This is a genomic window from Oribacterium sp. P9 (assembly GCF_046365365.1).
Lineage (GTDB): Bacteria > Bacillota > Clostridia > Lachnospirales > Lachnospiraceae > Oribacterium.
Genome location: NZ_JBKEIS010000054.1, coordinates 1 through 699 on the forward strand (window position 1 = coordinate 1; position 699 = coordinate 699).

A 699-nucleotide genomic window follows, 5' to 3' on the forward strand; every position below is an offset into this window, starting at 1 on the left:
TGCAGTTTACAGAGCTCAGCGGTCGCTGTTCCGTTTTTGAGCGGCCGCTTTCCGATGCAAAACGGCCGCTCATTTTTAACTAAGTGACATGGATTATCTAGTATTGATCTTGATTGTATAGTGCTTTGTTACTCGCTTCATGATGGAATTCGCGGATACCTCATCGTTGAGAATCATCGCCTTCCAGTTTTCCGGATTACGTTGAGAACAGACGATAGTGCTCTTTTGCTGTTCATTTCGCTTTTCAAGTAACTCGAAAAGTATCTTGATCTCACGCTCGTCTGTTATCGTGTGGAGAAGGAAATCATCCAGGATGATCAAATCCCATCTCAGGTACTTCTTCATCTTACGAGCGTATTTGTCATAATCCTGTTCTTTCAGTGCAACCATACTCTCCAGCAGCTCTTCGCTGTAAAAATAACCAACGTTATAACGATTACAGGCTTTGATTCCGATAGCCCTTGCAAGATAAGACTTTCCGGCATCAGACTCGCCGAGGATACAGAGATTATATCCTCGTTCAATGAAGTTCAAGGAAGCGAGCTGTTCAGTTACGCCAGTAGGAAGATACTCACGTTTATCAGAATCGACACATTTCGCCATTTCCTCAGGCGATCCATTTAGACGCGCAGCTGTTAAACGATTCTTCAGTGTCGTGCTGACTTTTTCCCGAAACTGCGGGCCAATCAGCTCGGCGAT

General features: G+C 44.6%; 1 protein-coding gene. It reads right to left on the bottom strand.

Translation table 11 applies throughout. The features are described 5' to 3' along the window. Positions 1-93: 93 nt before the first annotated feature. A partial coding sequence (locus tag ACK8P7_RS10965) for an ATP-binding protein (protein WP_410044233.1) occupies positions 94-699 on the bottom strand: 606 nt, incomplete at its 5' end.